The following is a 24,971-nucleotide window of genomic DNA, read 5'->3' on the forward strand; positions in this document are numbered from 1 at the left end:
CCCGCCGCGTCCTCACCCGGATGCGGCGGGCACCGTCATATCGTGCTCGTATGCCGATCACCGAGCTGCCCAACTCGCGCACCGAGCCGGACGGTTCCGCCGTGGTCCGGGTGCTCAGCTACAACATCCGCTCGATGCGGGACGACGAGGACGCCCTGGCCCGGGTGATCAGGGCCTGCGCGCCGGACCTCGTCTTCGTCCAGGAGGCGCCCCGCTTCTTCCGCTGGCGCAAGCACGCCGCCCGGCTGGCGGCGAAGAGCGAGCTGGTGACGCTGAGCGGGGGCGCCACCGCGGCCGGTCCGCTGCTGATGTGCTCGCTGCGGGCGACGGTCGAGCGCACGGAGGACGTGTTGCTGCCGCTCACCCCGGGGCTGCACCGGCGGGGCTTCGCGACCGCGGTCGTACGGATCGGGGGCGCCCGGCTGGGGCTGCTCGGCTGCCACCTGAGCCTCCAGGCGCGGGAGCGCTACGACCAGGCGGGGATGCTCCTGGACCGGCTGGCCGCCCTGGACACGCCCCACGCGATCGCGGCCGGCGACATCAACGAGCAGCCCGGCGGACGTTCCTTCCAGCGGCTGGCGGACGGCCTCCAGGACTGCTGGGCGGTCCGCCCCTGGGGCGGCGAGCACACCTGGAACCCGGCCGACCCGCACAAGCGGATCGACGCGGTCTTCGCCACCAAGGGCATCGAGGTGCTGGGCTGCGGCGTCCCGCGCCCGCGGGACGTGCCGGGCCTCGACGGCGCCGACCTGCGCGCGGCCACGGACCACCTCCCGGTCCTCGCGGCCCTGAGGGTGCCGGCGAACTGACCGGGGCGGCAGCCCGGCCGCTCACACCACCGCGCCGCGGCCCGGGTCGTCGTCCTCGTCGTCGCCGACCCGCATCCGGGCCACCAGGGTGGCGAAGCCGCCCAGGAAGCCGCCGATGCACAGCGTGGTGAGCCACCAGGTCATGTCCCATCCGAGGACCACGGCCAGCAGCATCAGCACGGGGCCGCCGACGACCCCGAGCCAGGCGAACTTGGCGGTCGCGTCGGCCTCGGGCAGCGGCGGCGGCTCCGGCGGTACGAAGTGGCCCTCGTCCGTCTCGTCGAGGTCGTCGTCCTTCGCCTCGGCCACGTCGTAGTCCCGGGGGCCCGCCGCGCCCACGCCGGGGGCGAACACCACGGAGCTGCCCAGCGGCTTGTCCGGCTTCTCCGCCTCCGCCGACGGGCCGTCCGGCACCTCGTTGACGTCGTCCGCGGGCAGGGCCAGGTCCTCGATCGGCTTGAACGGCTTGGCGCCCGGCGGATCCGCCGGCTCCTCGCCGTACCCGGCGACGATCGCCGCCCAGGCCGCCTCCTCGTCGAACGGCTGCTCGTCCCGCTTGTCCGAGTCGTGCTGTTCAGCCACCGGTCGTGCTCCCTCCCCGGCCCTCCGGCATGGGGGACCCCACTGGGCCGGCGCCCGGAGCGAGCCGGCCGGTGAACGCGTGACTCTCCTCGAAGATCCGCTCCGCGTCGTGGTCCAACGTCGCGACGTGGTAGCTCTGTTCCAGCAGGATCTCCTTGACGTCCGTGGAGGAGATCCGGCCGAGGATCCGCGCCGAGTCGGCGGGCGGCACGACGTGGTCCCGCGGGCTGTGCAGCAGCAGCACCGGCTGCGTGACCTGCGGGAGCTCCGCGTCCACGATCCGGAAGAACTGGCGCACCGAGTGGGCCGCGTGCAGCGGCACCCGGTCGTAGGCCAGCTCGGTGACGCCCTCCTTGGCGATGTCGCTCGCGATGCCGGGCTGCGAGGGCACCAGGTGGCGCACCACGGGCAGCGCGTGGGCGGCGAGGCCGTGCACCTTGTTCGCCGGGTTCACCAGGACCAGGCCCCGGACCGCGTCGCCGTGCCTGGCGGCGAGCCGCAGCGCCAGCGCCCCGCCCATGGACAGGCCGAAGACGAAGACGTCCCGGCACCGCTCGCGCAGGACGCGCAGCTCCCGGTCCACCTCGGCGTACCAGTCCTGCCAGCTGGTGGCCTGCATGTCCTGCCAGCGGGTGCCGTGCCCGGGGAGCAGCGGCAGCGACACGGTCAGGCCGCGCTCGGCCAGGAATTCGGCCCAGGGGCGCAGCGACTGCGGCGAACCGGTGAAGCCGTGACAGAGCAGCACGCCGACCTCTCCGCCCTCGTGGCGGTACGGCTCGGCTCCAGGGAGGACCGGCACCGGGGTCTCCTGTTCGGGGGGTTCGATGGGTCTCGGGAAGGTGTACTTCACCGTACGCGACCGGGCTGACACCGACCAGGTCCGTCGCGGCCCCCGCACGGCCGGGGGCGGGAGCGGGGCCGCCGCTCGGGTTAAGGTCTGATCGACGGAACACAGGAGGCATTCGAGTTGATCTACGGCGCAATGAAGTTCTCCATCGGAGGATCCCTGAAGCTCGCCTTCAGGCCCTGGGTGGAGGGCCTCGAGAACATTCCCGCCGAGGGGCCGGCGATCCTCGCGAGCAACCACCTCTCCTTCTCGGACTCCTTCTTCCTGCCGGCGGTCCTGGACCGCAAGGTGACGTTCATCGCGAAGGCGGAGTACTTCACCTCGCCGGGCGTGAAGGGCAGGCTCACCGCCGCGTTCTTCAAGGGCGTCGGCCAGCTGCCGGTGGACCGCTCGGGTGCGCGCGGTGCGGGCGAGGCCGCGATCAAGAGCGGTATCGAGGTCCTGGAGCGCGGTGAGCTCTTCGGCATCTACCCGGAGGGGACCCGTTCGCCGGACGGGCGGCTCTACCGGGGCAAGCCCGGTGGCCTCGCGCGCGTGGCGCTGGCCACGGGCGCGCCGGTGATCCCGGTCGCCATGATCGACACCGAGAAGATCCAGCCGCCGGGGAAGGTCGTCCCCAAGCTGATGCGCCCGGGCATCCGGATCGGCAAGCCCCTGGACTTCAGCCGCTACCAGGGCATGGACGGCGACCGGTTCATCCTGCGCTCGGTCACCGACGAGGTGATGTACGAGATCATGAAGCTGTCGGGCCAGGAGTACGTCGACATCTACGCGACCGCCGCCAAGCGGCAGATCGCCGACGCGGAGAAGGCCGCCAAGGAGGCGGCGAAGGAAGCCGCCAAGGAGGCGGCCAAGGACGCGGCGAAGGCCCAGAGCGGCCCGTCGGGGGCGTAACCGCAGTCCGGCGCACAAGGGCGCCGTTCGTCCATGGGGTGGGGGAGTTGGCCAAGCGCGAGCGCGTCGTCCGCATGTCCGTCGAGCAGCCGCTGTGGCGGGCGCTGACCGCGTACCGGGTCCTCACCCTGGTGTACGCGGTGCTCCTGTTCGTCTTCACCCGGCAGAAGTTCGAGCGCCCCTGGGTGGCCGTGGCGTTCCTCGCGGTCATGTCCGTCTGGACGCTGGCCACCCTGCCCAAGGTGGCCGGCGCCGTCGCCTGCACCAGGCGGTTCCTGGTCGCGGACCTGACCGTCGCGCTCACCGGCATCCTGCTCACCCCGCTCGCCGACGTGCACGCCCAGACGTTCGACGGCCCGACGCTGCCGAGCATCTGGACGGCCGGTTCGGTCCTGGCGTACGCCATCAAGGGCGGCTGGCGCTGGGCGGCGTTCGCGTCGTCCCTGGTCGCGGTCGCCAACATCGTCGAGCGCGGCGACCCCAGCCGGGACACACTGCACAACGTGCTGCTGGTGTGGGTGGCCTCCATCGCGATCGGGTACGTCGTCGAGGTCGCCCGCGCGTCCGAGCGGACCCTCGCGCGCGCCCTGGAGATCGAGGCGGCCACCCGGGAGCGGGAGCGGCTGGCCCGAGACATCCACGACTCCGTCCTCCAGGTGCTGGCCATGGTCCAGCGCCGGGGCACGGCCCTGGGCGGCGAGGCCGCCGAGCTGGGCCGGATGGCGGGGGAGCAGGAGGTGGCGCTGCGCACCCTGGTCACGGGCGGCCTGACCCGTACCTCGCACGTCTCGGAGGACGAGTCGCTGGGCGCCGTCGTCCGCGAGGTGGAGGAACCCGACGACGGCCCGCCCGGCGGCCCGGCGGACCTGCGCACCCTGCTCGCCCCGCACGCTGGGGCCCGGGTCACCTTCTCGGAACCGGGAGCTCCGGTCCTGCTGGCGCCCGCGGCGGCGAGGGAACTCGCGGCCGCTGTCAGTGCCGCCCTGGACAATGTCCACAGACACGCGGGTGAGGACGCCAGGGCCTGGATCCTGGTGGAGGACTGGACGGACGAGGTGATCGTGACGGTGCGGGACGACGGGCCGGGCATACCGGACGGGCGTCTCGCGCAGGCGGAGGGCGAGGGGCGGCTCGGTGTCGCGCAGTCCATTCGCGGCAGGCTCCGGGACCTGGGCGGCACCGCCGAGCTGGTCTCGGTGCCGGGGCAGGGCACGGAAGTGGAACTGAAGGTCCCGAAGGGGACACGGGGGAAGGCGGGTACATGAGCGAGCAGCAGATCAAGGTGATGGTCGTCGACGACCATCCGATGTGGCGGGACGCGGTCGCCCGCGACCTGGCGGAGGCCGGGTTCGACGTCGTCGCCACGGCCGGCGACGGCGAGCAGGCCGTGCGCCGCGCCCGCGCCGTGAGCCCCGACGTGCTGGTCCTCGACCTGAACCTGCCGGCGAAGCCCGGCGTGCAGGTCTGCAAGGAGCTGGTGGGCGCCGACCCCGCGCTCAGGGTGCTGGTGCTCTCCGCCAGCGGCGAGCACGCCGACGTGCTGGAGGCGGTGAAGTCCGGCGCGACCGGATACCTGCTGAAGTCGGCCAGCACGGCGGAGCTGATCGACGCCGTGCGGCGCACGGCCGCCGGGGACCCGGTGTTCACGCCTGGCCTGGCGGGCCTCGTCCTCGGCGAGTACCGCCGCCTCGCCTCCGAGCCGCTGCCGGCCGCCGGCCCGGACGACCCGAAGGCCCCGCAGCTCACCGAGCGGGAGACCGAGGTGCTGAGGCTGGTCGCCAAGGGCCTGAGCTACAAGCAGATCGCCGAGCGCCTGGTGATCTCGCACCGCACCGTCCAGAACCACGTGCAGAACACCCTCGGCAAGCTCCAGCTCCACAACCGCGTCGAGCTGGTGCGGTACGCGATAGAGCGAGGCCTGGACGACGCCTGACGCGTAACTCTCCTACGCCCACCCGGAATTCACCTTTCGTCCCGTCCCGGAGTGACGTGGGTCACCACTAGCGTGACCCGTGTACGGCTCCATCGTCCCGATCGACGGCGAAGGGAAGTATCCATGCGGGTCGGAGTGCTGACCGGCGGCGGCGACTGCCCCGGTCTCAACGCGGTCATCCGCGCCATCGTCCGCAAGGGCGTCCAGGAGTACGGCTACTCCTTCACCGGCTTCCGGGACGGCTGGCGCGGCCCTCTGGACGACGCCACCGTACGCCTGGACATCCCCGCCGTGCGGGGCATCCTGCCGCGCGGTGGCACCGTCCTCGGCTCCTCGCGCACCAACCCGCTTCAGGCGGAGGACGGTGTCCGCTGCATCAGGGACACCCTCGCCCGACACGGCGTGGACGCGCTGATCACCATCGGCGGCGAGGACACGCTCGGTGTCGCCGCACGCCTGAGCGGCGAGCACGGCATCCCCTGCGTCGGCGTACCGAAGACCATCGACAACGACCTGTCCGCCACCGACTACACCTTCGGCTTCGACACGGCCGTCGGCATCGCGACCGAGGCGATCGACCGCCTCCACACCACCGCCGAGTCCCACATGCGGGTCCTCGTCGTGGAGGTGATGGGGCGTCACGCCGGCTGGATAGCCCTGCACTCCGGCCTGGCGGGCGGCGCCAACGTCATCCTCATCCCCGAGCAGCGGTTCGACGTGGACCAGGTCTGCTCCTGGGTGACCTCACGCTTCCGGGCGTCGTACGCCCCGATCGTCGTCGTCGCCGAAGGCGCCGTGCCCCGGGACGGCGACATGGTGCTCAAGGACGGGACGCTGGACTCCTTCGGCCACGTGCGGCTGTCGGGGATCGGCGAATGGCTCGCCAAGCAGATCGAGAAACGGACCGGGAAGGAGGCGCGCACCACCGTCCTCGGCCACGTCCAGCGCGGCGGCACCCCGAGCGCCTTCGACCGCTGGCTCGCCACCCGCTTCGGCCTGCACGCCATCGACGCGGTGCGCGACGGTGACTTCGGGACGATGGTCGCCCTGCGCGGCACGGACATCGTCCGCGTACCTCTCGGCGAGGCGACCGCGCGCCTGAAGACGGTGGACCCGAAGCTCTACGCGGAGGTCGGCGTCTTCTTCGGCTGAGGAACCGGGCGGGGAGGTGGGGCCCGCACCCCACCCTTCCGCCGCGGGTCTCAGCCCCGTGTCGTGGCCAGCTCCCGCATGAGGTCGTGGACGACCGACGCGCCCCGCAGGGTGAGTACCGACTCGGGGTGGAACTGGACGCTCGCGAAGCCGGGGCCGCGCAGGGCGTGCACCTCGCCGGTCGCGGGGTCGCGGCTCACCTCGACGCCGTGCGCCGCCAGCCCGGCCGCCGCTTCCCCGTCGCACCGGGCCGTGAAGCTGTTGTAGAAGCCGGCCGTCTCCTCCGTACCGAACAGGTCGATCCGTACCTGCGCGCCCTGGAAGGGCACCGCCTTGCGCACGATCGGCAGGCCCAGCTCGGCGGCGATCAGCTCATGGCCCAGGCACACGCCCAGCAGCCCGTGCCGGTGCCCGCGTACGAGATCGGCGGCCAGCGCCCGCAGGGAGCGCATCTTCGGGTCGTCCGGGTCGCCGGGGTCACCGGGCCCGGGGCCCAGCACCACCGGGCCCTCGTGCGCGAGTGCCGCCTCCCGCAGCCCCGGCTCGTCGAACCGGCGGACCGTGACCCGCAGGCCGGAGGCGCGGAGCAGGTGCGCGAGCATCGCGGTGAACGTGTCCTCGCCGTCGACCACCAGGGCATGCCCGGCCGTCTCGGCCGGCTGCTCCTGCATCTTCAGCCAGAACGGCGCCAGGTCGGCCCGGCGGGCGTCCAGCGCGGCCCGCACCCGCGGGTCGTCGGCCAGCCGGGGCCGTACCGCCTCCTCGGGCGGCCGCCCGGGGCGCACCCCGAGCGCCGACAGGACCCCCGCCGCCTTGGCGTGTGTCTCGGCGACCTCGCCCGCCGGGTCCGAGTGCCGTACGAGCGTGGCGCCGACCGGGACGCGCAGCCGGCCGTCGGCGGCGATGTCGGCGGTCCTGATCAGGATGGGCGAGTCCAGGGTCTGCGCCCCGCCCGCGTCCGTGCCGAGGAGCGCGAGGGCGCCCGCGTAGTAGCCGCGGCCGGCCCCGTCCCGCCCGGCGGGCTCATGACGCTCGATGACCCGGCAGGCGTTCTGCACCGGCGACCCGGTGACCGTCGCCGCGAACATCGTCTCCCGCAGCACCTCCCGCACGTCCAGCGAGGTGCGGCCCCGCAGCTCGTACTCGGTGTGCGCGAGGTGCGCCATCTCCCGCAGCCGTGGCCCGACCACCACCCCGCCCCGGTCGCCGACCGTGCACATCATCTTCAGCTCCTCGTCCACGACCATGGAGAGCTCGTCGGTCTCCTTGCGGTCGGCGAGGAAGCCCAGCAGGTCCTCGGGGGTCGGCCCGCCGGCCGGGTAGCGGTACGTGCCGCTGATCGGGTTCATCACGACCGTGCCGCCCGACATCCGTACGTGCACCTCGGGGCTCGCCCCCACCAGGGTGCGGTCCCCGGTGTGCACCACGAACGTCCAGTACGCGCCCCGCTCGCCCGCCAGCAGCCGCCGGAACAGCGCCAGCGCGTCCCGCCGCCCGAAGCCGGGGATCCGCCCCTCGTACGTGCGGCGGATCACGAAGTTCGCGCCCTCGCCGCGCCCGATCTCGTCGTCGATGACGCGCCGCACGACCTTCGCGTACTCCTCGTCCGGGACGTCGAAGGCGCCGTCCTCGACGGTCACGTCGTGCCCGGGAAGTCGCTCCAGCGCCCGGTCGAGTGGCACCTCGTACGTCTCGTCGGCGACCAGCACGGACAGCGGCGTTCCGTCGTCCCGGACGTCGAAGCCGCGCTCCCGCAGCTGACGGAAGGGCACCAGGGCGAGGGTGGGGCGGTCGCCGACGGGGATCTCGGCCAGGCGCCGCGCCTCGTGGACGGCTCCGATCAGCACCTCGACGGTGTCGTGGTCGCGGCCCGGGGTGCGGCGGCGCAGCAGGGCGAAGGGCGGGCCGGTCTCGTCGAGCAGCCGGCTGAGATCGAATCGCCGATCGAATTCCCGATCGCATTCCATGTGCGGCGTTCCTTCCGGTGGTGGTCCAGGTGGATCCAGGTGGAGAGGAACGGCCCGTGCAAACGGAAGAAGGCCGCCCCCCGGGCGGCCTTCGCGTGATGATCGTCGTACGCGCAGTCAGTGGGCCGCCGGATGAGCGGTCCACCACCAGTTCTGGGTCGAGTGCGCGAACATGAGCCGCACCCTACCCCAGGAATCCCGGGAATCCCCGGGATTTCTCGTCTCATCAGGTGAGCGCCCAGATGGACGAATGGGAACACCCCGTAAGGTTGTGCACGTGACCGTGAACGCTAAGCCCACCGCAACCGGTGGCAACACCTGGCGAGACCTTCCCGCGGCGCAGCAGCCCGAGTACCCCGATGCCGAGGCTCTGCGCGATGTGATCGCGGACCTCGAGTCGTATCCGCCGCTCGTCTTCGCGGGCGAGTGCGACCAGCTGCGCGCCCGGATGGGAGCCGTCGCCAGGGGCGAGGCGTTCCTGCTCCAGGGCGGCGACTGCGCCGAGGCATTCGACGCCGTGTCGGCCGACCACATCCGTAACAAGCTCAAGACCCTGCTCCAGATGGGCGCCGTGCTGACGTACGCCGCGTCCGTCCCCGTCGTGAAGGTGGGGCGGATCGCGGGCCAGTACTCCAAGCCGCGCTCCAAGCCGACCGAGACCCGCGACGGGGTGACGCTGCCGACCTACCGCGGCGACTCCGTCAACGGCTTCGCCTTCACCGAGGCGGAGCGGGTCCCGGACCCGGAGCGGCTCAAGCGCATGTACCAGGCGTCGGCCTCGACGCTGAACCTGGTGCGCGCCTTCACCACCGGTGGCTACGCCGACCTGCGCCAGGTGCACGCCTGGAACCAGGACTTCGTGAAGTCGTCGCCGTCGGGCCAGCGCTACGAGCAGCTGGCGCGCGAGATCGACAACGCGCTGAACTTCATGAAGGCCTGCGGTACCGACCCGGCCGAGTTCCGCACGGTGGAGTTCTTCGCGTCGCACGAGGCGCTGCTGCTCGACTACGAGTCGGCGCTGACCCGCGTCGACTCCCGGACGGGGCAGCTGTACGACACGTCGGGCCACATGGTGTGGATCGGTGAGCGCACCCGCCAGCTGGACGGCGCGCACATCGAGTTCGCGTCGAGGATCCGCAACCCGATCGGCATCAAGCTCGGCCCGACCACCACGGTCGACGAGGCGCTCACGTACGTCGACCGCCTCGACCCGGACCGTGAGCCGGGCCGGCTGACCTTCATCGTCCGCATGGGCGCCGACAAGGTCCGCGACAAGCTCCCCGAGCTGGTCGAGAAGGTCACCGCCTCCGGGGCCACCGTCGCCTGGGTCACCGACCCGATGCACGGCAACACCTTCGAGGCCGCCTCCGGCCACAAGACGCGCCGTTTCGACGACGTGCTCGACGAGGTCAAGGGCTTCTTCGAGGTCCACAAGGCGCTGGGTACGCACCCGGGCGGCATCCACGTGGAGCTGACCGGCGACGACGTCACCGAGTGCGTGGGCGGCGGCGACGAGATCTTCGTCGACGACCTGCACCAGCGCTACGAGACGGCCTGCGACCCGCGGCTCAACCGCAGCCAGTCGCTGGACCTGGCGTTCCTGGTGGCGGAGATGTACCGCAACCAGTGATCCAAGCCAGTTGATTTTGGCGAGAAGTCGCCTTGACGTACCGATGGGGCGCGGATCCATGTGATCCGCGCCCCATCGGCGTACGCCGGGCTTTTCCGCGCCGGCGCCGCCGGGTAAGGTTAGGTTAGCCTCACCGATCAGGGCGGGGTTGCGAGATTGTCGATCCCGTCGAGCCCCGCAGGGAGGTGAACCGCGTGTACGTCTGCTCGTGCTTCGGTGTCACCGAGAAGCAGGTCAAGGAACACGCGGACGCCGGCGCCTGCACGCCCCGCCAGATCGCCTCGGCCTGCAAGGCCGGCACCGACTGCGGATCCTGCGTACGCCGTATCCAGTCCATCCTCGGTCGTGGCAACTGCCCCCGGCGGGAGCTGGTGGACCAGGGCGAGCCCGCTCTCGCGGCCGCCGCGACCGTCCCGGCCGCGGAACTCGCCGAGCTGCCCGAAGCCGCGTAAGGCCGCCGCCTCAGCTGTCCGGCCGCTCGGCTGTCCGGCGCCTCAGCTGTCCGGCCGCTCGGCTGTCAGGGCCGCTCAGCTGTCGGGCTGCTCGATGAGCTGGGCGATGTAGAGCGCCTCGCCGAGCTTGTCGACCAGTTCCAGCTGCGTGTCGAGGTAGTCGATGTGGTGCTCCTCGTCGGCCAGGATCGACTCGAAGATGTTCGCCGACGTGATGTCGCCCTTGGCACGCATGACCTCGATGCCGCGCTTCAGCCGGTCGATCGCCTCGACCTCCACCTGGCGGTCCGCCTGGAACATCTCCGTGACGGTCTGGCCGACGCGGACGTGGAACAGCCGCTGGTAGTTCGGCAGGCCGTCCAGGAAGAGGATCCGGTCGGTCAAGACCTCGGCGTGCTTCATCTCGTCGAAGGACTCCGCACGGGTGTACTTGGCGAGCTTTGTCCACCCGAAGTTCTCCTGCATCTTCGCGTGCAGGAAGTACTGGTTGATCGCCGTCAGCTCGGCCGTGAGCTGCTCGTTGAGGAACTCGATGACCTCGGGGTCGCCCTGCATCGCAGAGGCTCCTTCCGCGCGTGTGAAAGGGGCAGATGCCGCGCATCCTCGCACCGCTGGAGGGGAGCGTCCAGTAAGTGCATGCTTAGTAGGAGTTGCCCGAATCTGCCTCGTGCCAGTGTCATGACCACCCTTCCCTGTCTGTCACCATTGAGTCATGGGTCAGCCAGGGAGCGGGGAACATCGGGCAGCAGGGGAGTCCGAGCTTCCGCCGGGACAGCGGCTGCAGCGCGGCTGGCCGGTCACCCACTACGGGCCGGTCCCCAAGTTCAAGCCGGATCGCTGGGAGTTCAGGGTCTTCGGCGCCACGGCCGGCGGTGACAAGCACTGCTGGAACCATGAGGAGTTCTCGGCGCTGCCGTTCTCGACCGTCGTGGCCGATCTGCACTGCGTGACGAAGTACAGCATGCTGGGGGCCGAATGGGGTGGGGTCCCGGCCCGGACGATCCTGGAGACCGCGCCACCGGCCGCGGGTGTCACTCATGTGATGGTGTGGGCGGAGTACGGGTTCAGCGCCAACATGCGGCTCTCCGACTTCGCCTCGGACCGAACGATTTTCGCCACCCACAAGGACGGTGAGCTGCTCACCGCGGAGCACGGCTTCCCGCTGCGGCTCATCGTTCCGCACCTGTACGCCTGGAAGGGGCCCAAGTGGGTCCGGGGCGTGGAGTACATGACTGCCGACCGCCGGGGCTTCTGGGAGGAGCGCGGCTACCACAACATCGGCGATCCGTGGACGGAGCAGCGGTACTCGTACCAGGAGGAACCGGGGGACGGCCCGGAGCTCTGATACCCCTCAGTGGTATTGGTGCACCACCGCGTGGCCCTTGCCGCGGCCGATCATCCACTTGTTCACGGGTGTGGTGATGACGAATGCGGCGAAGAGCGCGAAGGCGAGGACGCCCCAGAAGAACCCGTCGGTGAGGTGCGCGTCCATGGCGCCGGGCCACAGGGCCAGGACGCCGTTGTCGATCAGCTCCATGACGGCGATCGACAGCGTGTCGGCGGCCAGGGCGACCCGGAAGGCGGTCCTGAACCCGACACCGGCCTTCAGGATGCCGCGCAGGGTGAGCGCGTAGCCGAAGAAGAAGGCCAGGGTGATGGCGAGGGCCATCGTGGGCACGGTGCCCCAGCCCAGGGCCGTGCCGATGACCATGCCGAGGACCTCGCCGATGGCGCAGCCGGTGAGGCAGTGCAGCGTGGCCTGCGCGGCCATGGACCAGCTCACCTTGCCGTGGTGTTCGTGCTGGGCGGCGTGGTCGCCGTGGTGCGCGTGCTCGCCGTGCTGAGTGTGACCGTCGTGCTGCATGAGAGCCCCCGGGGTCATGTGGCGGTAGCGGTTCCTGTCAATGACAGGAACCGTATACCCCCCTGGGGTATTCCTCAACTGTCCCGGAGCTTCTTCAACCGTTCGATGTCACCCGCGTGCCCTTCCTTGCCGCCCGGCGTCTCGATCACCAGCGGCACGCCCTCCGTCGCCGGGTGGCGCATCAGCTCACGGAACGGGTCCTCACCGATGTGACCGGCGCCGATGTTGGCGTGACGGTCCTTGTGGGCGCCGACGACGTCCATCGAGTCATTGGCGTGGATCAGCTTCAGCCGGCTCTCGCCGACCGTGCCGACGAGCAGGTCCAGGGTCTGCCGTACGCCGTGGTCGCCGGTCAGGTCGTGCCCGGCGGCGAAGATGTGGCACGTGTCCAGACAGATGCCCAGCCTGGGGTGGGCGTCGAGCGCCTCGAAGTAGGGGCCGAAGTCCCAGGTGCGGGAGCAGAGAGAGGAGCCCTGTCCGGCCGTCGACTCCAGCAGCAGGAACGGGTCGTCGTCGTGGTCCAGCTCGTCCAGCAGCGGCAGCATGTGCGTGCGCACCTGGTCCAGCGCCTCCTGCCGGGGACGGCCACCGGTCGCCGAACCGGTGTGGACGACCACGCCGAGCGCTCCGATGTCCCGGGCGCGCCGCAGCGAGTGGCGCAGGGACGCCACGGAGAACTCGACGGTGGCCTCGGTGTGGGAACCGAAGTTGATCAGGTAGGGGGCGTGGACGTACGCGGGTACGCCCGCGGCGGCGCACTCCTCCCGGAACCGCTCGTCCTCCACCGGGTTGCCGACGGGCGTCGCCCATCCGCGCGGATTGGCGACGAAGACCTGGACCGCCTCGGCGCCGATCTCGCGGGCGTAGGTGAGACCGGTCTTCGCCAGGCCGCCGGCCACGGGGACATGGCTGCCTACGGGGTTGCGGGTGCCGCCGGACGAACGGATGCCGTCGGGCGTGCGGGTGCCGTCGGGCGTGCGGGCGCTCCCTGATCGAGGGGTGGAGCCGGGATCGTGGGGGAGCATGGGTGTCTAGAGTCCCTTGGTCGTGATGGTGATGGTGCTGCCCTCGGGCGCCTGCTCGCCGCCGTTCACGGACTGGCTGGCCACCGTGTCGCCGAGGAACGGGAACTTCTTCTCGACCTCGACCTTGAAGCCGGCGCCCTCCAGCTCGCGCGTGGCGTCGTCCACGTTCTTGCCGGTGACGTCCGGGACGTCGGCCATGCGCGGGCCCTTGGAGACGGTGAGCGTGATCGTGTCGCCCTTGGCGGCCTGCTTGCCCTCGGCGAGGGACTGGGCGGCCACGCTGCCCGCGTCCTCGGGGGAGTGGACCCGCGCGGAGGCGACCTTCACGGTGAGCCCGGCCTCCTCCAGCGTACGGGTGGCGTCCTCGACCGTTTCGCCGGTGACACCCGGGACGTCGACGGGGGCGCCCTTGCTGACCACCAGGGAGACCGCGGAGTCGGGGTTGCGTTCCGTACCCGCCTTCGGGTCGGTGCTGATCACCGTGTTCTGCTCGGACTCCTGGCTGAAGGCCCGGGTGATCTTGCCGGGCGCGAGACCGGCCTTGGCCAGGTCGCGCTTGGCGTCGGCGAGCGGCAGCCCCTTGAGGTTCGGCACCTTCACGATCTCCGGGCCGCGCGAGACGGTCAGGGTCACCGACCCGTTGCCCCGGATGCGGTCGCCGGGGGCGGGGTCGGCGGCCATCACGGTGCCGCGCTTGTAGGCGCTGCTGTAGTCGCGCTTGACGCCCTTCACGTCCAGCCCCGCGTCGGTGAGCCGCTTCTCCGCCTCCGCCTGGGTCTGTCCGAGCACCGTCGGGACCTTCGTGAACTGCCCCGAGTTGATGTACCAGACGCCCCCGCCGACGCCCAGGACGAGCAGTACGGCGACGACGGCGGCGAGCAGACCGCGACGGGCGCCCCCGATCGGGCCACGGGCGGGCCGGTGGCCCGCCGGCTCCGGCACCTGGCCGATTTCCGGGCCCGGCTGCGGAGGGGTGGCCAGCCGGCTGGTGCGCTGGACGCCGTCGTCCTCACCGGGCAGGGCCCTGGCGATCACGCTGGTGGCGTCCTCCGGACCGCTGCCGGCGGCCTCGTCCGCGGGCGAGCCGGCACGCGGCGGAACGAGGTCGAGCTGGTCGTCGCCGAGCAGCGCCCGGCCCTCCCGCGCCTGGGCCAGCAGGGCCACCGCGTCGTGCGGGCGCACCTCGGGGTTGCGGGCGGTGGCGCTCGCCACCAGGTCGTCCAGCTCGGCGGCGAGGCCGGGAACGGCGGCGGACGGGGGCGGAACGTCCGCGTTCAGGTGCTGGTACAAGACCTGGGCGGGCGTGTCGCCCGCGTGGGGCTTGGCACCCGTCAGCATCTCGTACAGGACGATTCCGCAGGCGTAGACGTCCGCGCGGGTGTCGGCCGTGCCGTGCTCGATCTGCTCGGGCGCCAGGTACGACACGGTGCCAAGGACGGACCCCGTGGTGTTCGTGGCCGCGCCCACCGCGCGGACGAGCCCGAAGTCGGCGACCTTGACCCGGCCGTCGTCCCCTATCAGGACGTTCTCGGGCTTCATGTCCCGGTGGACGAACCCGGCGCGGTGCGCCGCCCCCAGCGCGGCGAGGACGGGCTCCAGGATGTCGAGCGCCGCCCGCGGCTGGAGCGCCCCGCGCTCGCGCAGCACGTCGCGGAGGGTGCACCCGGCGACGTACTCCATCGCCAGGTACACGTACGCCCCGTCGGCACCCTGGTCGAACACCCCGACCACGTTGGGGTGCGAGAGCCGCGCCACGGACTTGGCCTCGCGGATGAACCGCTCGACGAACGTCGCGTCGGTCGCCAGGGCGGGGTGCATCACCTTCAGGGCGAGCAGGCGGTCGAGCCGGGTGTCGACGGCCCGGTAGACCGTGGCCATGCCACCGACGGCGATGCGCGCGTCGACCCGGTAGCGGCCGTCGAGCAGCTGGCCGACGAGGGGGTCGTGCAGGGTCGTATCCACCCGGCCGAGTCTACGAGCCCGTACCGACACCCCGGCCGCCCCGCCCCCGCCCCGGCCTGGACTGCAGCCGACCTGTAACACCCCACGGCCACCGCCGAACCCGGGCCCCTACCCGCCCGCCGACCTGGCATGCCACCGAGCCGCGCCCGGCCGCCGCGCCGGTGCCCGGAACGCGCTCGGGGCGAGCCACCCCCCCCCGCAGCCGCCGCCCCCTGAGGCCGGGGTCAGAACGCCGGTCGCTCCGGGTCCAGGGCCGCCCGGCCGTCCACCGGGGACGAGGCCTCGGCGAAGTGCCGGCGCGGGATCCGGCCGGCCCGGTGCGCCAGGCGGCCCGCCTCGACCGCGTGCCGCATGGCCTCGGCCATCAGGACCGGCTCCTGCGCCCGCGTCACCGCCGAGGCCAGCATCACCGCCGCGCACCCCAGCTCCATCGCCAGCGCCGCGTCGGAGGCCGTGCCCGCACCCGCGTCCAGGATCACCGGCACGCGCGCGTGCTCCACGATCAGCTGGAAGTTGTGCGGGTTGCGGATGCCGAGCCCCGACCCGATGGGCGAGCCGAGCGGCATGATCGCCGCACAGCCGACGTCCTCCAGCTTCCGCGCCAGCACGGGGTCGTCGTTCGTGTACGGCAGGACCGTGAAGCCGTCGTCGACCAGCGTCTCGGCGGCGTCGAGCAGCTCGATCGGGTCGGGCAGCAGCGTCCGCTCGTCCGCCACGACCTCCAGCTTGATCCACTCCGTGCCGAGCGCCTCCCGGGCGAGCCGGGCCGTCAGCACCGCCTCGCCGGCCGTGAAGCAGCCCGCGGTGTTGGGCAGCACCCGGATGCCGAGCCGGTCGAGGACGGACAGCACGGACCCCCGCACGGTCGGGTCGAGGCGGCGCATCGCCACGGTCGTCAGCTCGGTGCCGCTCGCGGTGAGCGCGCGTTCCAGCACGTCGAGGCTGGGCGCCCCGCCCGTGCCCATGATCAGCCGGGAGTCGAAGGTGGTCCCGGCGATGGTGAGACGGTCGTCGGCCATGGCTCAGCCCCCCTGGACCGCGGTGAGGACCTCGACCCGGTCGCCCTCGCCGAGGAGGGTCCCGGACCACTGGCCGCGCGGGACGACGGTCTCGTTGACCGCGGCGGCGACCCCGGAGGGCGCCGAGGTGAGCGTGGCGACCAGGGCGTCGAGGGTGGTGGGGGCGGCGAGCCGCCGGGCCTCGCCGTTGACGGAGACGTTCATGACACTCCTGCCGGAGAGAGGGACGGTGAGGAGGAGGCGGGGGAGGCGGAGGTGGCGGGGGACGCGGACCCGAAACGGGCCGGGGCGAAGGCGCGCGCCTCCTCGGGGAGTTCCCCGGTGGTCAGCACGGTGGCCATCACGTCCCCCGTGACGGGGGTCAGCAGCACCCCGTTGCGGTAGTGACCCGTCGCCAGGTGCAGGCCGGGCAGCGCGGTCGGGCCCAGCAGGGGCGCGTTGTCGGGGGAGCCGGGCCGCAGCCCCGCGCGGGTCTCGGTCAACGGCAGCTCGGTGATGCCGGGCACCAGCTCGTGCGCGTCGCGCAGCAGCTCGTACACCCCGCCCGCGGTGACCGTGGTGTCCCAGCCCAGCTCCTCGCTGGTCGCGCCGACGACCAGTTCGCCGTTCTCGCGGGGCACCAGGTACACGTGGCTGCCGCGGACGACCGCCCGGACCGTACGGCTCAGGAAGGGCGCGTACGCGGGCGGCACGGACAGCCGCAGCACCTGGCCCTTGACCGGGCGTACGGGCGGCAGCACCTCGTCCGGCACGCCGCCGAGCCGGCCGCTGAGGCTGCCGGCCGCGAGGACGACCTGGCCGGCGGCGAGCTCCGTGCCGTCGTCCAGCACCACTCCCGCCGCCCGCTCCCGGGACACCACCAGCCGCTCGGCCCAGGCGCGGTGGACCGTGACCCCGGACCGCTCGCACGCGGCCACCAGGGCGGCCGTCAGGCGCCGCGGATCGACCTGGTGGTCGCCGTCCACCCGCAGACCGCCCCGCACACCGGGTGCCAGCATCGGCTCCAGGCGCCGGCACTCGCGGCCGGTGAGCCACTGCGACTCCAGGCCGGAGCGCTGCTGCAGGGCGTGCAGCTCCCGCAGGTGGGCGCGGTCGTCGGCGTCCAGGGCGACGGCGAGCGTGCCGCAGGAGCGGTGGCCGACGTCCATCCCGCCCGACGCCTCCCGGAGTTCGGCGACGAACCGCGGGTAGCGGCGGGCCGACTCCAGGTTGAGCCCGAGGAGCGTCTCCTCGCCGTAGTGGAGTTCGGTGACGGCGGCGAGCATGCCCGCCGCGACCTGCGCGGCCCCGCCGCCCGGCTCGGGGTCGACGACGGCGACCCGCAGGCCGCGCTGCGCCGTCCGCCAGGCCGTGACCAGGCCGATGATTCCGCCCCCGACGACGAGGACGTCTGACGTACGTGGATGCATGGGCGTCCAGCCCCTCCCTTCGCCGGCATGACCCGGATCAGGTTCGTACGGTCGGAGGCCGTCCCAGCCTCCCTCTCAGCCCGGTGCGTCCGGGCTCCCGCGAGTGCTCTACGGTGGCCAGACTAACCCCACCCGGCAACCCGCAGTAAGGGAGCTTCACCGTGGCGCGGTCGCTCGACGGACTCGTCCTCTCGCCGGTCGCGGACCAGGCGCCCGGCCAGGTCGGTACGGCGACCCGGTTCGCGTACCACGAGGAGGACGGCCGGATCTGGGCCGACTACGCGGGCGGTGACGTGGTGCGCGGTCACCTCCTGGGGACCCGTGAGGGAGATCGCCTCGACTTTCGGTACGTCCAGCTGAAGCGGGACGGGAGCACGGCGTCGGGGCACTGCGTGTCCACGGTCGTCGACCTGCCGGACGGCCGGGTCCGGCTGGAGGAGACCTGGGAATGGGAGTCCCAGGAGGGCAGCGGTACCAGCGTGGTGGAGGAACCCCCTTCCTGACGTATTTTCAGCTGCATAAGGTGGGCGGGTGAACGAGCGGATGGAAGCAGAGCGGCGCGTCGTCATCGTGGGCGCCGGCATGGCAGGGGTGCAGACGGCCGTGGCGCTGCGCGAGCAGGGCTTCACCGGTGCCGTGCAGGTGATCGGGGCCGAACCGCACCAGCCGTACGACAGGCCGCCGCTGTCCAAGGCGGTCCTCCTGGGCACGGCCGAGGGATCGGCGTTCGACGTGGACTTCGAGGCGCTCGGCATCGGCCTGCGCCTGGGCGTCGAGGTCACCGCCCTGCGGCCCGGCGCGCACGAGGTGGACACCGAGGACGGGCCCGTCCCGTACGACGTCCTGGTCGTCGCCACCGGTGCCCGGCCCCTGGCGCTGCCCGGCGCCGAGGGGGTGCGCGGCGTCCACCTGCTGCGCACCCTGGACGACGCCGAGCGGCTGCGGCCCGTCCTCGCGGAGAAGCACGACGTGGTGGTGGTCGGCGCCGGATGGATCGGAGCCGAGTTCACCACGGCCGCCCGGGAGGCGGGCTGCGCGGTCACCGTCGTCGAGGCCGCCGGCCGTCCGCTCGCCGGCGCGCTGCCCGCCGAGGTCGCCCGCCCGATGGCCGACTGGTACGCGGAGAGCGGCGCCGACCTCCTGACGCACGCGCGCGTGGGGCACGTCGAACCGGGCGAGGTGGCCCTGGAGGACGGCCGGCTGCTGCCCGCCGGGGCGGTGGTCGTCGGCATCGGCGCCCGGCCCGCCACGGACTGGCTGGCCGGCTCCGGCGTCGCCCTCGGCCCGGAGGGCGCGATCGTCGCCGACGACCACCTGCGCACGTCCGTGCCCGACGTGTACGCGGTGGGCGACTGCGCCTCGTTCCCCTCCGCCCGCTACGGCGAGCGGCTGATGGTGCACCACTGGGACAACGCCCTTCAGGGTCCCCGTACGGTGGCCGCCGCCGTGGTCGGTGAGAGCCCGCGCCCGTACGACCCGGTGCCGTATTTCTGGTCGGAGCAGTTCGGGCGGTTCGTGCAGTACGCGGGCCATCACGCGGCGGCCGACGCGATGGTGTGGCGCGGCGACCCGGCCGAGGCCGCGTGGTCGGTGGTGTGGCTGCGGGAGGGGGCCCTGGTGGCGCTGCTGGCCGTGGGGCGCCCCCGCGACCTGGCCCAGGGGCGCAAGCTCATCGAGTCCGGGACGCCGCTCGGCCCGGCGCTCGTGGCGGACCCGGCGGTCCCGCTGAAGTCGGCCGCCCGGGGGTAGCGGCGGCCGGTCCGGCGTAGCCCGGCTACCCACTGTCAGTGCGGGATGGCACGCTAGACCCGTGACCGAGATTGACGCAAAGATCGATGCTCTCGTCCCCGCCTGGCTGCACCTGCCCGACATCGCGGAAATGCTCGATGTCGAGGTGACGCGCGTGCGGCAGCTGGTCAAGGAGGGCCAGCTGATCGCCGTGCGCCGCGGGGAGAACCGGGCCCTCCAGGTGCCCGCCGCCTTCATCAAGGACGGCAAGGTGGTGAAGGGTCTCGCCGGGACCCTGACGCTCCTGAAGGACGACGGCTTCACCGACGAAGAGATGCTGGAGTGGCTCTTCACCCCGGACCCGACCCTGCCGGGCACGCCCGCGCAGGCGCTCAGCGAGAATCGCGGCACGGAGGTGAAGCGCCGCGCCCAGGCGCTCGCCGTCTGACGTCCTGAAACGCCCCGGCGGCGCACGCCGGGCGGCACACCGACACCCGGCGGTGCCCGGGCCGGGGAGGCTCCTTCCCGGCCCGGGCGCCGCCGTACCAACGGGGGGAACACCTCATGTCCACCGCACGCGCCCAGCTGGCCGACGCCCGGCTCTACCTCTGCACGGACGCGCGCAAGCGCCAGGGCGACCTGCCCGAGTTCCTCGACGCGGTGCTCGCCTCCGGCGTGGACATCGTGCAGCTGCGCGACAAGGGCATGGAGGCCGGCGAGGAGCTGGAGCACCTGTCGGTGTTCGCCGACGCCTGCCGACGCCACGGCACGCTCCTGGCGGTGAACGACCGGGCCGACGTGGCGCACGCCATCGGTTCCGACGTGCTGCACCTGGGTCAGGGCGATCTGCCCGTCCCGGCCGCCCGCGCCATCCTCGGCGAGGACGTGCTGGTGGGCCGCTCCACACACGGGGAGGCCGAGGTGGACGCGGCGGTCGCCGAGCCCGGCGTGGACTACTTCTGCACCGGCCCGTGCTGGCCCACGCCCACCAAGCCCGGGCGGTACGCGCCGGGGCTGGACCTGGTGCGGTACGCGGCCTCGCTCGACCAGCGGCGTCCGTGGTTCGCGATCGGCGGCATCGACGCGGGCAATCTGGACCAGGTGCTGGACGCCGGTGCCCGCAGGATCGTGGTCGTCCGGGCGATCACCGAGGCCGACGACCCGGCCGCGGCCACCGCCGCCCTGGCCAAGCGGGTCCGGGAGCGTTCCGCCTGACCTGCCGCCGCGCACGCCGCCAAGTGTCCACGAGTGTCCAAGGCGTGGACAACAACCAGGCAATACCGACAAATTACCCTGCTCTGGTTGGGTGACGCCCGACCCGTGGCTAACCTGCCCGTATGGCCCTTGGCACACCTTCCACCAGGACAGATCGCGCGCGAACGGTGCGTGACCTGCTCGCGACCGGCAAGACGACGTACTCCTTCGAGTTCTGGGCGCCCAAAACCGAGAAGGGCGAGCGGAACCTCTGGAACGCGCTGCGCCGGGTCGAGGCGGTGGCCCCCAGCTTCGTCTCCGTGACGTACGGGGCCGGCGGGTCGACGAGGGCCGGGACGGTCAAGGCCACCCAGGAGATCGCCGCCGACACCACGCTCACCCCCGTCGCGCACCTCACCGCGGTCAACCACACGATCGCCGAGCTGCGCAACATGATCGGCCAGTATGCGGACGCCGATATCAGGAACATCCTCGCCGTGCGTGGGGACCCGCCCGGCGACCCCATGGGCGAGTGGGTCCCCAACCCCCGGGGCGTGCGGTACGCCGCGGACCTGGTGCGGCTGATCAAGGAGTCGGGCGACTTCTGCGTCGGCGTCGCCGCCTTCCCCGAGATGCACCCCCGTTCCACCGACTGGGACACGGACATCCGGCACTTCGTGGACAAGTGCCGGGCCGGCGCGGACTACGCGATCACCCAGATGTTCTTCCTTCCCGAGGACTATCTGCGCCTGCGCGACCGCGTCGCCGCCCAGGGCTGTGAGACGCCGATCATCCCGGAGATCATGCCGGTCACCAGCGTCAAACAGATCGAGCGGTTCGCCCAGCTCAGCAACGCCCACTTCCCGCCCGAGCTGAAAGAACGGATCCACGCCGTCAAGGACGATCCGGCCGCTGTACGCTCCATTGGCATCGAGTACGCGACGGAGTTCTGCGCGCGGCTGCTGTCCGAGGGTGTCCCCGGGCTGCACTTCATCACGCTCAACAACTCCACCGCCACGCTCGAGATCTACGAGAATCTCGGACTGCACGAGCAGTCCTGACCGGCCGTACCCGTCACACCCCTCGTGGCGGCGGCCGTACGAGAGGGGCGGGCATGGGCTGGACGGTCCTCTACATCGCGTTCGGTGTCGTGGCGTTGTGGCTGCTCGGTGAGGTGCTCCTGCAGTACAAGGCCCGGCTGCGCTGGCGGCTGCTCGCCTTCACCGGGTTCCTGGGCGTGGTCCTCGGGGTGCTGCTGCCGTCCGTCCCGGTGATCGCCGCGGGCGCGATCGCCTTCGCGATCGGCCAGACCTACGTCACGCTCTCCTTCCGGCGCGGCTTCTCGACCGGGTGGGCCATCGGTGGCCGCCCCGGGGCCAGCCGCCGCCGGAAAGCGGGTTCCGCGACCGCCGCGGCCGGCCCGACGCTGGAGGTGTCCAGCCTCGCCTACGAGCAGCAGGAGGACCGGGAACACGAGCCGACGGCCGCCGAGACCACGGCCGTCTACGCCCCGGAGCCGCTCCCGGACGAGACCGGCCAGTACGGCATCTACGGCGAACCCGCCCAGGCCGCTCCCCACGCCGCCCAGACGCATACGTACGACAGCGGCTTCGGCGGCTACGGCGGCCCGGGCTACGACCAGCAGGGCACCTACGCCACGGCCGCCCACGACTACGGCACCGTCGGCGAACAGAGCTACGCCGCGTACTCGGACCCGTACATCGGCACCGCCCCCTACGACAACGGCTACGGCGGCCAGCAGCAGTACCCCGACCCCTACGCCCCGCAGTACGGCGGAACCGAGACCCCGCCCGGCGGCGTGTGGGTCCCGCAGCAGCGCGACGCGGAGTACCAGGCCCCGCAGGCGCCGCCCTACGGCTACGAGCAGGGCGGCCAGGGCGACCCCTACCGCTACTGAGGGGGGCTACCGGGAGCCGCTACCGGGAGCCGCGGAAGTCCGCGCCCTCCACGATCAGCCCGGCCACCAGGGCTCCCGACATGCCCGCGTGGGCGAGCCCGCCGCCCGGGTGCGCCCATCCACCGGCGAAGTACAGCCCGGCCACGCCCGCGGGGTTCGCGGCGGGCAGCAGCGAGCCGCCCGCACCCGCCAGCGCCGGGCCGGGCACCTGGAACGCACCCGTCTCCCGGAACGTGTCGGCGGGGGTGCGCACCACCCGCCACAACAGCCGCTCCCGCAGCCCGGGTACGGCGGCCGTCGCGGCCTCGACCATCCGGTCGGCGAACGCCTCCGCCTCCGCCTGCCCGGCCCCGCCCCACAGGCCGTCCGTCGCCGTCGCCCCGCCCGTCGCGACCGTCGCCGTGACGGTCACCGACTCGTGGTCGCCGTCCGGGCGCAGCCGCTCGTCGTCCGGACGCAGCACCACCACCGTGGGCCGGTCGCACAGCCGCCCCCGCGCGAGGGCGTCCAGCTCGTCGTCCCGGTCGGCGGTGTGCACCACCGTCCGGTGCACGGCGCCCGCCTCCCGTGCCCCCCGCAGGGCCAGGCACACCGTGACCCGTCCCGCGCGGGCGGCCCGCTGGTGACGCGGCCCCTCGCCCGGGCCGTCCCAGGGCAGCACGCCGTCCCGGTACAGGGCGGGCAGCGGGGCACCCGCGACGACGTGGTCCGCCCCGACCGTCTCCCCTCCGGCCAGCTCGACGCCGACCGCCCGGCCGCCCTCCACGACGACACCGGTCACCGGTGTGCCGAGGACGAACTCCACCCTCCGCTGCCGGCACCGCTCGTACACGGCGTCCGCGAGCGCCCGGATGCCGCCGCGCACGTACCAGCTCCCGAAGGTCTGCTCCATGTACGGCAGCACGGCCGCGGCGGGCGGGGCGGTCGCCGGGTCGAAGCCGTACGCCAGGGCGTGGCTCTCCAGCAGCGCCGCCAGCCGCGGGTCGCGCAGCTCCCGGCGCCCCACGCCGGCCAGCGTGGTCGCGGGCCGGCGCAGCAGACCGGTCTTCAGCGCCGGGTAGGGGTCCCGCGCGAACGGCCCCACGTCCGCCGGCAGGGGCTCCTCGAGGAGCGGCCTGCGCGAGCGGTCCCACGCCTGACGCGCCCGGTTCAGGAACTCGCCCCACCGCGCCCCCGCGCCCTCCCCGAGCGCGGCGTCCAGCGCCGAGACGATCCCGGCCCGGGAGGCGTTGGGCAGCGACACCGCGACACCGTCGGCGAACACGTGCCGGCTCGCCGGGTCGACCTGGGTCAGTTCGACGCACCGCTCCAGCGGTTCCCGGCCCGTCTTCACGAACAGGTCCCGGTACACGGCCGGCAGGTGCAGCAGCCCCGGGCCGGTGTCGAAGGCGAAGCCGTCGCGCTCCAGCCGGCCGACCGCGCCGCCGTACGTCTCCCCGCGCTCGTAGACCGTCACCCGGTGGCCCGCCACCGCCAGCCGGGCAGCCGCCGCCATGGCGCCCATCCCCGCGCCGATCACCACAATCCGTGCCATGTCAGGGACCCTATCCGGCGACACCGACAACCCGGCCGGGCGGGCCGCGCCGGACGGACCCACGCCCGCGTGGGCACGTGTGGGCATGAGCACGGGCCCCTGAGTACCCGTACCTAGCCGGTGAGATGAGTAGGTGCGCGGATGGGCACCGGCCGGCCCGGACGGAAGAGTGGGGACCACGGAAGGGGCGCGGGGCCGGGACCGCCGACACGGGGCGGCGGAACCGGCACCGCGCACCTGACGGGACGGGGGTGCACAACGGAGAGCCCAGGGACCGACGGGGGAAAACGGGGGTCAGGGCTCTCCCACGTCCCCTCTGCGCGACGCAGGGGGAACGGGGGACACGGGGGACGCCGGTCCGGTGAGGCTCGGGGGGATCGAGCCTCACCGGACCGGCTTCTTTTTCGTGTTCTTCTTCGTGCGCCCGGGGCGGGGTTCAGCGGCCGCCGACGCGTCCGTGCAGCAGCCGGGACAGGGCGGCGTGGACGTCGTCGATGGAGCGCTCCCGCTGGAAGGCCTGCCAGTCCAGCGCCGCCACCAGCACCATGCCCACCAGCGCGGCCGCCGTCAGCGGGATGTCGATCTCGTCGCTGAGCTCTCCGCCCTCGACGCCCTCCCGCAGCACCGTCTCGACGACGGCCACCGCCTCCTGACGCACCACCAGGAGCGTAGACTGCCAGGCGCGGTTGGTGCGCCACAGCTCCGCCACGTACAGCTGCGTGAAGGCGGGGTAGCGGTCGATGAACACCAGGCCCGCGCGGATCATCGCGTCCAGTGCCTCGACCCTGGTCCCGCCGCGCGCGGCCGTCTCGTCGGCGGCGGTCCGCAGGGACTCGGTGAGCAGCCCGACGCCGTGCCGCAGCAGTTCTTCGAAGAGTTCCGTCTTGCTCTTGAAGTTGTAGTAGACCGTGCCCTTGGCCACCCCGGCGCGCTCCGCGATCTCGTCCACGGTCGTCGCCGAGAAGCCCTGCTCGGCGATGAGGGTCACGGCGGCCTCGTAGAGCTTGGTGCGGGTGGCCTGCCGTCTGCTGCTCTGGGTGTCCATGGCGTCG

General features: G+C 72.7%; 27 protein-coding genes and 1 riboswitch. Of the genes, 14 read left to right on the forward strand and 13 right to left on the reverse strand.

The window, feature by feature from the left end:
• The first annotated feature begins 50 nt into the window (after positions 1-50).
• Complete coding sequence (locus tag EIZ62_RS24285) at positions 51-809, forward strand: endonuclease/exonuclease/phosphatase family protein (RefSeq protein WP_156694810.1); 759 nt, start codon at positions 51-53, stop codon at positions 807-809.
• A 21-nt stretch (positions 810-830) separates the two neighbouring features.
• Here the strand turns inward: EIZ62_RS24285 and EIZ62_RS24290 are convergent, their stop codons facing one another.
• Complete coding sequence (locus EIZ62_RS24290) at positions 831-1,391, reverse strand: hypothetical protein (protein WP_156694811.1); 561 nt, start codon at positions 1,389-1,391, stop codon at positions 831-833.
• Entirely contained in the window at positions 1,384-2,190 is an 807-nt protein-coding gene (locus tag EIZ62_RS24295) for an alpha/beta hydrolase (RefSeq protein WP_156694812.1), read from the reverse strand. The genes EIZ62_RS24290 and EIZ62_RS24295 overlap by 8 nt, the downstream gene beginning before the upstream one ends.
• A gap of 183 nt (positions 2,191-2,373) precedes the next feature.
• Between EIZ62_RS24295 and EIZ62_RS24300 the strand changes: the two genes are divergently transcribed.
• From EIZ62_RS24300 to EIZ62_RS24315, 4 genes are all read left to right on the forward strand, one after another.
• Positions 2,374-3,132 (forward strand): lysophospholipid acyltransferase family protein, encoded by a 759-nt coding sequence (locus tag EIZ62_RS24300; protein WP_156696574.1) that lies wholly within the window; start codon positions 2,374-2,376, stop codon positions 3,130-3,132.
• Between the two features lie 47 nt (positions 3,133-3,179).
• The gene (macS, locus tag EIZ62_RS24305; RefSeq protein ID WP_156694813.1) at positions 3,180-4,397 is read left to right on the forward strand and encodes a MacS family sensor histidine kinase; all 1,218 of its coding nucleotides are present in this window, start codon (positions 3,180-3,182) and stop codon (positions 4,395-4,397) included.
• Positions 4,394-5,065 carry a response regulator gene (locus EIZ62_RS24310; RefSeq protein ID WP_208828026.1) on the forward strand — a complete coding sequence of 224 codons (672 nt, stop codon included), beginning with the start codon at positions 4,394-4,396 and terminating at the stop codon, positions 5,063-5,065. The genes macS and EIZ62_RS24310 overlap by 4 nt, the downstream gene beginning before the upstream one ends.
• A 123-nt stretch (positions 5,066-5,188) precedes the next feature.
• Complete coding sequence (locus tag EIZ62_RS24315) at positions 5,189-6,217, forward strand: 6-phosphofructokinase (protein WP_156694814.1); 1,029 nt, start codon at positions 5,189-5,191, stop codon at positions 6,215-6,217.
• 50 nt (positions 6,218-6,267) lie between these two features.
• Here EIZ62_RS24315 and EIZ62_RS24320 read toward each other — a convergent pair whose 3' ends face one another.
• Entirely contained in the window at positions 6,268-8,184 is a 1,917-nt protein-coding gene (locus EIZ62_RS24320; RefSeq protein ID WP_156694815.1) for an anthranilate synthase family protein, read from the reverse strand.
• A 117-nt stretch (positions 8,185-8,301) separates the two neighbouring features.
• Positions 8,302-8,358, reverse strand: a complete 57-nt coding sequence (locus EIZ62_RS32975; RefSeq protein ID WP_071528813.1) for a trp operon leader peptide — start codon at positions 8,356-8,358, stop codon at positions 8,302-8,304.
• Positions 8,359-8,461: 103 nt separating this feature from the next.
• Here EIZ62_RS32975 and EIZ62_RS24330 point away from each other — a divergent pair, with 103 nt between their 5' ends.
• Positions 8,462-9,814 (forward strand): class II 3-deoxy-7-phosphoheptulonate synthase, encoded by a 1,353-nt coding sequence (locus tag EIZ62_RS24330; protein WP_156694817.1) that lies wholly within the window; start codon positions 8,462-8,464, stop codon positions 9,812-9,814.
• A gap of 185 nt (positions 9,815-9,999) precedes the next feature.
• Positions 10,000-10,266 (forward strand): (2Fe-2S)-binding protein, encoded by a 267-nt coding sequence (locus tag EIZ62_RS24335; protein ID WP_156694818.1) that lies wholly within the window; start codon positions 10,000-10,002, stop codon positions 10,264-10,266.
• A gap of 75 nt (positions 10,267-10,341) precedes the next feature.
• On the opposite strand, the gene bfr is transcribed toward EIZ62_RS24335, so the two are convergent.
• Positions 10,342-10,821: a bacterioferritin gene (bfr, locus tag EIZ62_RS24340; protein WP_156694819.1), complete on the reverse strand. Its 480-nt coding sequence runs from the start codon at positions 10,819-10,821 to the stop codon at positions 10,342-10,344.
• A 157-nt stretch (positions 10,822-10,978) separates the two neighbouring features.
• Between bfr and EIZ62_RS24345 the strand changes: the two genes are divergently transcribed.
• The gene (locus tag EIZ62_RS24345) at positions 10,979-11,611 is read left to right on the forward strand and encodes a sulfite oxidase-like oxidoreductase (protein WP_156694820.1); all 633 of its coding nucleotides are present in this window, start codon (positions 10,979-10,981) and stop codon (positions 11,609-11,611) included.
• A 6-nt stretch (positions 11,612-11,617) separates the two neighbouring features.
• On the opposite strand, the gene EIZ62_RS24350 is transcribed toward EIZ62_RS24345, so the two are convergent.
• From EIZ62_RS24350 to thiO, 6 genes are all read right to left on the reverse strand, one after another.
• Positions 11,618-12,130, reverse strand: a complete 513-nt coding sequence (locus tag EIZ62_RS24350) for a DUF4396 domain-containing protein (RefSeq protein WP_156694821.1) — start codon at positions 12,128-12,130, stop codon at positions 11,618-11,620.
• A gap of 74 nt (positions 12,131-12,204) precedes the next feature.
• Entirely contained in the window at positions 12,205-13,155 is a 951-nt protein-coding gene (locus EIZ62_RS24355) for a deoxyribonuclease IV (protein WP_156694822.1), read from the reverse strand.
• A 6-nt stretch (positions 13,156-13,161) separates the two neighbouring features.
• The gene (gene pknB, locus EIZ62_RS24360; RefSeq protein WP_208828028.1) at positions 13,162-15,117 is read right to left on the reverse strand and encodes a Stk1 family PASTA domain-containing Ser/Thr kinase; all 1,956 of its coding nucleotides are present in this window, start codon (positions 15,115-15,117) and stop codon (positions 13,162-13,164) included.
• Between the two features lie 224 nt (positions 15,118-15,341).
• Positions 15,342-16,136: a thiazole synthase gene (locus EIZ62_RS24365; RefSeq protein WP_156694823.1), complete on the reverse strand. Its 795-nt coding sequence runs from the start codon at positions 16,134-16,136 to the stop codon at positions 15,342-15,344.
• 3 nt (positions 16,137-16,139) lie between these two features.
• A complete protein-coding gene (gene thiS / locus EIZ62_RS24370; RefSeq protein ID WP_156694824.1) occupies positions 16,140-16,340 on the reverse strand; it encodes a sulfur carrier protein ThiS in 201 nt (66 codons plus the stop codon).
• Entirely contained in the window at positions 16,337-17,545 is a 1,209-nt protein-coding gene (thiO, locus tag EIZ62_RS24375) for a glycine oxidase ThiO (protein WP_156694825.1), read from the reverse strand. The genes thiS and thiO overlap by 4 nt, the downstream gene beginning before the upstream one ends.
• A riboswitch (TPP riboswitch) is annotated at positions 17,543-17,656 on the reverse strand. (Overlaps the previous gene by 3 nt.)
• Before the next feature lie 50 nt (positions 17,657-17,706).
• Here thiO and EIZ62_RS24380 point away from each other — a divergent pair.
• The 6 genes from EIZ62_RS24380 (at position 17,707) to EIZ62_RS24405 (ending at position 22,385) form a co-directional block, all read left to right on the forward strand.
• Positions 17,707-18,048: an avidin-fold protein gene (locus EIZ62_RS24380; protein WP_156694826.1), complete on the forward strand. Its 342-nt coding sequence runs from the start codon at positions 17,707-17,709 to the stop codon at positions 18,046-18,048.
• A gap of 40 nt (positions 18,049-18,088) precedes the next feature.
• Complete coding sequence (locus EIZ62_RS24385; protein WP_156696577.1) at positions 18,089-19,294, forward strand: NAD(P)/FAD-dependent oxidoreductase; 1,206 nt, start codon at positions 18,089-18,091, stop codon at positions 19,292-19,294.
• 61 nt (positions 19,295-19,355) lie between these two features.
• Positions 19,356-19,721, forward strand: coding sequence for an Rv2175c family DNA-binding protein (locus EIZ62_RS24390; protein WP_073752235.1), 366 nt, complete (start codon positions 19,356-19,358; stop codon positions 19,719-19,721).
• A gap of 116 nt (positions 19,722-19,837) precedes the next feature.
• Positions 19,838-20,488: a thiamine phosphate synthase gene (gene thiE, locus EIZ62_RS24395; RefSeq protein ID WP_156694827.1), complete on the forward strand. Its 651-nt coding sequence runs from the start codon at positions 19,838-19,840 to the stop codon at positions 20,486-20,488.
• 122 nt (positions 20,489-20,610) lie between these two features.
• Positions 20,611-21,528, forward strand: coding sequence for a methylenetetrahydrofolate reductase [NAD(P)H] (gene metF / locus EIZ62_RS24400; protein WP_156694828.1), 918 nt, complete (start codon positions 20,611-20,613; stop codon positions 21,526-21,528).
• A gap of 53 nt (positions 21,529-21,581) precedes the next feature.
• Positions 21,582-22,385 carry a hypothetical protein gene (locus tag EIZ62_RS24405; RefSeq protein ID WP_156694829.1) on the forward strand — a complete coding sequence of 268 codons (804 nt, stop codon included), beginning with the start codon at positions 21,582-21,584 and terminating at the stop codon, positions 22,383-22,385.
• A 19-nt stretch (positions 22,386-22,404) separates the two neighbouring features.
• Here EIZ62_RS24405 and EIZ62_RS24410 read toward each other — a convergent pair whose 3' ends face one another.
• Positions 22,405-23,919: a phytoene desaturase family protein gene (locus EIZ62_RS24410; RefSeq protein WP_208828030.1), complete on the reverse strand. Its 1,515-nt coding sequence runs from the start codon at positions 23,917-23,919 to the stop codon at positions 22,405-22,407.
• A 436-nt stretch (positions 23,920-24,355) separates the two neighbouring features.
• Positions 24,356-24,964: a TetR/AcrR family transcriptional regulator gene (locus tag EIZ62_RS24415; protein ID WP_156694830.1), complete on the reverse strand. Its 609-nt coding sequence runs from the start codon at positions 24,962-24,964 to the stop codon at positions 24,356-24,358.
• Positions 24,965-24,971 lie beyond the last annotated feature (7 nt).

It is taken from the genome of Streptomyces ficellus (assembly GCF_009739905.1).
In the GTDB taxonomy this organism is placed as follows: Bacteria; Actinomycetota; Actinomycetes; order Streptomycetales; family Streptomycetaceae; genus Streptomyces; species Streptomyces ficellus_A.